We start from the raw sequence: 6273 nt of genomic DNA on the forward strand, positions 1-6273 counted from the left end.
GCTATCCATCGCCCGACACCCGGGCACCGCCCTGCACGCCAAATACAAACGGCTGGCCAGCTCCACCAACCCCCAAAAGGCCATCGTCGCTCTCGAACGCACCCTGCTCACCATCATCTGGACCATGCTCACCAACAACGTCGCCTACATCGAACGCGGCCCCGACTACTACCAACGCCGCAACCCCGAACGCACCATGCGTAACGCGGTGCGCGCCCTGGAAAGCCTCGGCCTCGACGTCACCATCACCCCCCGGCGAGGTCGCCTAACAGCCAACACCACACAGAAAGCGACTTTTCCATTCCCGCAGCTCAGCGGGATTGGTCACCTAACTCTTCGAGTCAGAGACCCACCCGCCGACGTGGTCGGCGATCGTGTAGGCGGCGGCGGCCTCGTCCCGGAAACCGCGCTTGTGGGTTCGCGATACGCCGACCAGCACTCGGACGGTTGGTGTCCGGCCATGGGCCGCACAAAAGTAGGGGAAGAAACTCGTCCCCTATCCCTGGAGTCCTCCCCGCGAATTTTCTCGCGGACGACTCAACAAGCAGGGGCAGAAAGTAGGGGAAGAACCTTCCCCTACTTTCAGTGGTCCGGCGCCTCGCCGACGTGGCCTGTTCGCCTGCCCTTCGAGGCATCCTTCGGCCGGCGCCTCGGGCACCTCAGAGAGCGGTGGGGTGGTGGACGCTTATGTGCAGGTCAGAGCGCTAGTCACCGAACTCTTCGAATCAGGCGAAGCGAACGTCCAGCGTCGCCATGCCGAAGATCTTCTTGCCGGCGCACTTTGCGACGAGAATGACCACGCCACTACGGGTTTCGGGATCGAGAGATTTGATGCGTCCGCTGTACTCGATATCGCCACGACCATTGGCCGGCACGATCGCCGGTGCGGAGAGCCGCACCGCGTAGCGCGTGACTGCTCCCGGATCGCCCGACCATGCCGAGACGAATCCCGCACCGATGCCCATGGTGAGCATTCCGTGTGCGATCACGTCGGGCAGCCCGGCGAGGTTGGCGATCTTCTCGTCCCAGTGAATCGGGTTCGCGTCACCGGCGACACCCGCGTAGTTCACCAGGTCACCACGTGTGAGTCCGGTGTGGTGCACGGGAAGCTGGTCACCGACCGACAGGTCGTCGAAGTTGAGACTGCCGACCGTGCGGGTGCGGCCGAGTTCCGACCGCGGCGCAGGGTCACCAACTCGCTCCGTCTTCACGTAGTCGATGGTCGACGCCTGGTTCGCCATGATGTCGACGTCGTGCATCATCACCTTGGACACCGCACCGGTGAGTTCGGGGTCGACCTCGTCGGCGGTCACCCCGACAACGGTCGTGTGCATGGTGTGAACGGTTTCACCCGACGTGTCGACAAAGGTGTTGGTGATCGTGATCATCTCGCGGCCGGCCACAGTCCGCACCGACGAGAGTTCGACATCGGTCTGCAGTTCGTCGCCGACGACGATCGGCCGGTGCTGCTCGAAGACCTGCTCGGTCTGCACGTAGGTGTCGTACCCCACGACCACCTCTTCGAGCAGTTTGCGGTTGGCGGCCATCGCCGGAATCGACGTGAAGGTCAGTGGAGCGAAGAGGCCGGTCCCGCCGAGTGCGGCAGCTGCCTCGGCATCCCAATGTGCCGGTCCGTAGTCCTGGACCGCCCGGGCATACTCGCGAACTTTCTCGCGTCCCACCTGATAGGTGTGATCGGCCTCGTAGTAATGGCCGACCCGCTCCCCGAGCGCAGACACTTCCGACGCTGTCGTCAATTCACTCTCCTGCCATTGGGGACTCGCCGCGAACAAGTATCCACGGAGTCGTCGACCCGCGTCACATGGGCAGGCAGACATGCGCGCCACACCACGTTCAGCCCAAAGACCCCTGGCGCGCGAATGCGACAGTTCTTGCTACTTCTTGCCGCAGTTGCAGTTCTCGCCGCACTTGCAGTCCGGTCCGCAGGTGCAGTCCGGATTGTTGCAAGCTCTCGTATTGCCGCTCATGCATATGAGGCTACGCCCGGTGCTCGTCGACACGACGATGAACGGCTGCCCAACTCCCGATAAAGCGACCTGCCCGAAGGCCCGCGACGCGCATCAGCGACCATAGATGCCACAGTCCTACCGGGCGATGGGAATGAACGGGTGAGTGACAGCTATGCCGGACACAGCGGTGATGCAACCGTGCCGGTCTTCTTCCTGTCCGACAGCACCGGCATCAGTGCCGAGACCATGGGGAACGCGCTGCTGTTGCACTTCCCCGATCACCGATTCGATCGCACCCTGATCCCGTTCATCACCACCGCCGACGAAGCACGCGACGTCGTGCGCAGGATCGACGCCACGATGACCGGCGACGTGACACCGCTCGTGTTCGTCACGGCGGCGCTCGACGACGTCCGCGACGAGTTGCAGAAGACGCGTGCCCCACTGATCGACTTCTTCGACCCGCATATGCAGGAGGTCGAGACGATCCTCAAGACCCGCGGCGCGCGCACCCCTGCGCGTCTACACGGCGTCGGCGATGTCAAGCGCTACAACGCGCGGATGCAGGCCGTCGAGTACGCGATCGAGCACGACGACGGTCAGAGTGTGCGCTCACTCGACAAGGCTGACGTGATCCTGGTGGCACCGTCGCGCTGCGGCAAGACACCGACGACCATGTATCTCGCGCTGCAGCACGGCCTCCGCGTCGCGAACTATCCGTTGATCGACGAAGACCTGGCGAGCACCGACATGCCGCGTCCGATCCGGCATCTGCAGGAGCGATGCTTCGGACTCATCACCACCGCCGCCCGACTCAGCGCGGTGCGGACCGAACGCCGACCGGACTCGACCTACGCGTCGCTACGACAGTGCACCTACGAATTGCGCCGCGCCGAGGAGTTGTACCGGGCGCACGGCCTTCCCGTCATCGACTCGTCCGCGAAATCCGTGGAAGAGATGTCCACTCTGATCCTGCAGGTCCTCGCCCGCAGGCCCCACCCTGGCAATTGAGGAGCCATTTCATGAGCAGCAACGTCCGTTGGTTCGCCGACCTCGGCCTCGCCGATCTCGAGCAGGTCGGGGGTAAGAATGCTTCTCTCGGCGAGATGGTCCGCAATCTGACCGACGTCGGAGTGCGGGTCCCCAACGGATTCGCGACGACCGCCGACGCGTACCGGCGGTTCCTCAGCAAGCCCGACGAGTCCGGCACGAGCCTGGCCGACCGGATCAGCGCGCGGCTCGCCGATCTCGACACCGACGACGTGCAGGCGTTGGCCGAGGCCGGTCGTGAGATCCGCGCGGCCGTGATGGAGCAACCGTTCCCCGAAGACCTCGAGGCCGATGTCCGGGCAGCGTTCGCGGAGTTGTCGGGTGGCTCGGACGAGGCGTCGTTCGCGGTGCGGTCCAGTGCGACCGCCGAGGATCTCCCGGACGCATCCTTCGCCGGCCAGCAGGAGACCTTCCTCAACGTGCGCGGGATCGACGCGATCCTGCAGGCGACCCGGGAGGTGTTCGCGTCGCTCTACAACGACCGGGCGATCGCCTACCGCGTGCACCACGATTTCGACCACGACGCCGTGGCCCTGTCGGCCGGCGTTCAGCAGATGGTGCGCTCCGACATCGGCGCGTCGGGCGTCATGTTCACCATCGACACCGAGTCCGGCTTTCCCGATGCCGTGTTCCTGACGTCGTCCTATGGCCTGGGCGAGGCTGTCGTGCAGGGTGCGGTGAATCCCGACGAGTTCTACGTCTACAAACCCGCCCTGCGTGCCGGACGTCCCGCCGTGCTCAAACGCGGCATCGGGTCGAAGGCAACCAAGATGATCTACACCGATGACCGTTCGGTGGGCCGGACAACGGAGTTCGTCGACGTCGACCCCGCCGATCGGCGACTCCTCAGTCTCACCGACACCGAGGTCGAGGCGCTTGCCCGTCAGGCACTGTTGATCGAGGAACACTACGGGCGCCCGATGGACATCGAGTGGGGCAAAGACGGCGTCGACGGCGAGCTGTACATCCTGCAGGCCCGCCCCGAGACCGTGCAGTCGCGGGCTGCCGTCACCGGACAACAGCGGTTCCGGCTCAACGAGAGCGGCACGGCCCTCATCGAAGGACGGGCGATCGGTCATCGGATCGGCGCGGGCGAGGTTCGCGTACTCGAGTCGGTGGAACAGATGCACGAGTTCCAGGTCGGCGAGGTACTCGTCGCGGACATGACCGATCCCGACTGGGAACCGATCATGAAGCGCGCCAGCGCGATCGTCACCAACCGTGGTGGCCGCACCTGTCACGCCGCGATCATCGCCCGCGAGTTGGGCATTCCGGCGGTCGTGGGAACCGGCGGTGCGACGCGGTCGCTGACCGAGGGCCGGGCAGTGACCGTCTCGTGCGCCGAGGGCGACACCGGTTACGTGTACGACGGGCTGCTCGACTTCGACGTCACCGAGTCCACGATCGACGCGATGCCCGAGATCAGCACCAAGATCATGATGAACGTCGGCACCCCCGAGCAGGCCTTCGCCTTCTCCCGCCTCCCCAACAACGGTGTCGGGCTGGCGCGGTTGGAGTTCATCATCAACCGCCAGATCGGGATTCACCCCAAGGCCCTGCTCGACTACGAAACGCTCGACGGACCGCTCAAGGAGCGGATCGGCGAAGCGATCGCGGCATACGAGAATCCCCGCAAGTATTTCGTCGACCGGGTGGCCGAGGGTGTGGCGACGATCGCCGCGGCGTTCGCGCCGCACCCGGTGATCGTCCGCATGTCGGACTTCAAGTCCAACGAGTACGCGAAGCTCGTCGCCGGTGAACTCTACGAGCCCGACGAAGAGAATCCGATGATCGGATATCGCGGCGCATCGCGGTACCTGTCGAAGGATTTTGCCGACTGTTTCGCGATGGAATGTGCGGCACTCAAGTACGTCCGCGACGAGATGGGTCTGACCAACGTCAAGATCATGATCCCGTTCGTCCGCACGGTCGCCGAGGCCGAGGGCGTGATCGCGCTGCTCGCCACGCACGGCCTGCGGCGCGGCGAGAACGGACTCGAGGTGATCATGATGTGCGAGGTGCCGTCCAACGCCGTCATCGCCGACGCCTTCCTCGACCACTTCGACGGTTTCTCCATCGGCTCCAATGACATGACCCAGCTGACGCTGGGACTCGACCGCGATTCGGCGCTCGTCGCAGACTCCTTCGACGAACGCGACCCCGCCGTCAAACACATGCTCGCCGCCGCCATTGCCGCCTGCAAGGCCCGAGGCAAGTACGTGGGCATCTGCGGGCAGGGGCCCAGCGATCACGTCGACCTGGCCGAGTGGCTGCTCGAGCAGGGCATCGAGTCGATGTCGCTCAATCCCGACACGGTTGTCGACACCTGGACCCGGTTGGCCGCGCTCAATTGATGTGCCCGTCGGCCACCGGGTTCGACGCCCGGTGGCCGATACTCGGTGCGGACTCTGCCTGCGGCTCGGAGTACGCGTAGTTTGTCCGCATGGACTATGCGCTCTCGCTGCCGTCAGCCGTCGAATTCCGTTCGGCCGTACCGGGAGTGACAACTCACGTCGTGCCCCCGGTTCTCGTGCCGCCTCGACTTCTCCACTTCACCGTGGTCGCGCAGACGACGATCGTGGATGACGAGGACGGCATGCTCGCCTACCTCGCCTATGCCGACGTGGCCGTGGACAACGCGCCCCCGCGCCGACTGGGCTATGCGGGTACGTGGAGCGCAACAACCGCCGTGGTCGACTTCACCGACCCGGTACCCGACGCGATCGACCTCGGGCGACCGCACCGGTTCACGATCACGTTGTACGACGGCCGTGACCAGGAAACCGCCAACAGTCTCGTGTGCACGCTGCGCCTGGACTACACACCGCCTCCCGCGTACTGACCGTGGTCGGTTCGCGTAGTCAACGGGCTGGTGGGTGTCAGCAGATGTCGGTTGCCGACGTGTTGCGCCCGATCTTCAGCTTCCGGTAGGCCATGACTCCCTCGCACATCCCGATGTCGGAGGCGACCATGGTGACCGGCGAGCCGGGCCCACGCGTCGAGCACAAGACGCCGGAGCCGAAGGCGACCTGATCACCCCAGCCCGTCCAGGCAATCTGGTCGATCGAATTGGTGCAGCTTCCGAGCGAGATGGAGCTGGGTTGCGCCGTGCCGTAGCCGGTTTCGTTCCCGGTGGTGGCCGCACCGAGCACCACGGTCGACGCCGCCTTGGTCGACGACGGCGCCGCGGTCTGCGCACTCGCCCAGGTCGCAGGCCCGATTCCGATCGCCGTTTCACTGGCGACGACGCTGC

5 protein-coding genes are annotated in these 6273 nt (G+C 65.1%); 3 read left to right on the top strand and 2 right to left on the bottom strand.

Annotated elements, in window-relative coordinates:
• Positions 1–725: 725 nt before the first annotated feature.
• Positions 726–1757 (bottom strand): fused (3R)-hydroxyacyl-ACP dehydratase subunits HadA/HadB, encoded by a 1032-nt coding sequence (locus MKW15_RS23890; RefSeq protein ID WP_240862829.1) that lies wholly within the window; start codon positions 1755–1757, stop codon positions 726–728.
• Between the two features lie 372 nt (positions 1758–2129).
• On the opposite strand from MKW15_RS23890, the gene MKW15_RS23895 reads away from it, so the two are divergent.
• The 3 genes from MKW15_RS23895 to MKW15_RS23905 all read left to right on the top strand — a co-directional run bounded on the left by MKW15_RS23895 (position 2130) and on the right by MKW15_RS23905 (position 5862).
• The gene (locus tag MKW15_RS23895; RefSeq protein ID WP_240862831.1) at positions 2130–2981 is read left to right on the top strand and encodes a pyruvate, water dikinase regulatory protein; all 852 of its coding nucleotides are present in this window, start codon (positions 2130–2132) and stop codon (positions 2979–2981) included.
• An 11-nt stretch (positions 2982–2992) separates the two neighbouring features.
• Entirely contained in the window at positions 2993–5374 is a 2382-nt protein-coding gene (gene ppsA / locus MKW15_RS23900) for a phosphoenolpyruvate synthase (RefSeq protein ID WP_240862833.1), read from the top strand.
• Positions 5375–5463: 89 nt separating this feature from the next.
• Positions 5464–5862: a hypothetical protein gene (locus MKW15_RS23905; protein WP_240862835.1), complete on the top strand. Its 399-nt coding sequence runs from the start codon at positions 5464–5466 to the stop codon at positions 5860–5862.
• 37 nt (positions 5863–5899) lie between these two features.
• Here the strand turns inward: MKW15_RS23905 and MKW15_RS23910 are convergent.
• Positions 5900–6273 (bottom strand): hypothetical protein (locus MKW15_RS23910; RefSeq protein ID WP_240862837.1); only part of this gene is annotated, 374 nt, incomplete at its 5' end.

The organism is Gordonia gummivorans (genome assembly GCF_022513585.1).
In the GTDB taxonomy this organism is placed as follows: Bacteria; Actinomycetota; Actinomycetes; order Mycobacteriales; family Mycobacteriaceae; genus Gordonia.

Coding starts and splice junctions, on each gene's coding strand:
- MKW15_RS23905 (WP_240862835.1), top strand. CDS start 5,464: ATGGACTATGCGCTCTCGCTGCCGTCAGCCGTCGAATTCCGTTCGGCC.
- ppsA (WP_240862833.1), top strand. CDS start 2,993: ATGAGCAGCAACGTCCGTTGGTTCGCCGACCTCGGCCTCGCCGATCTC.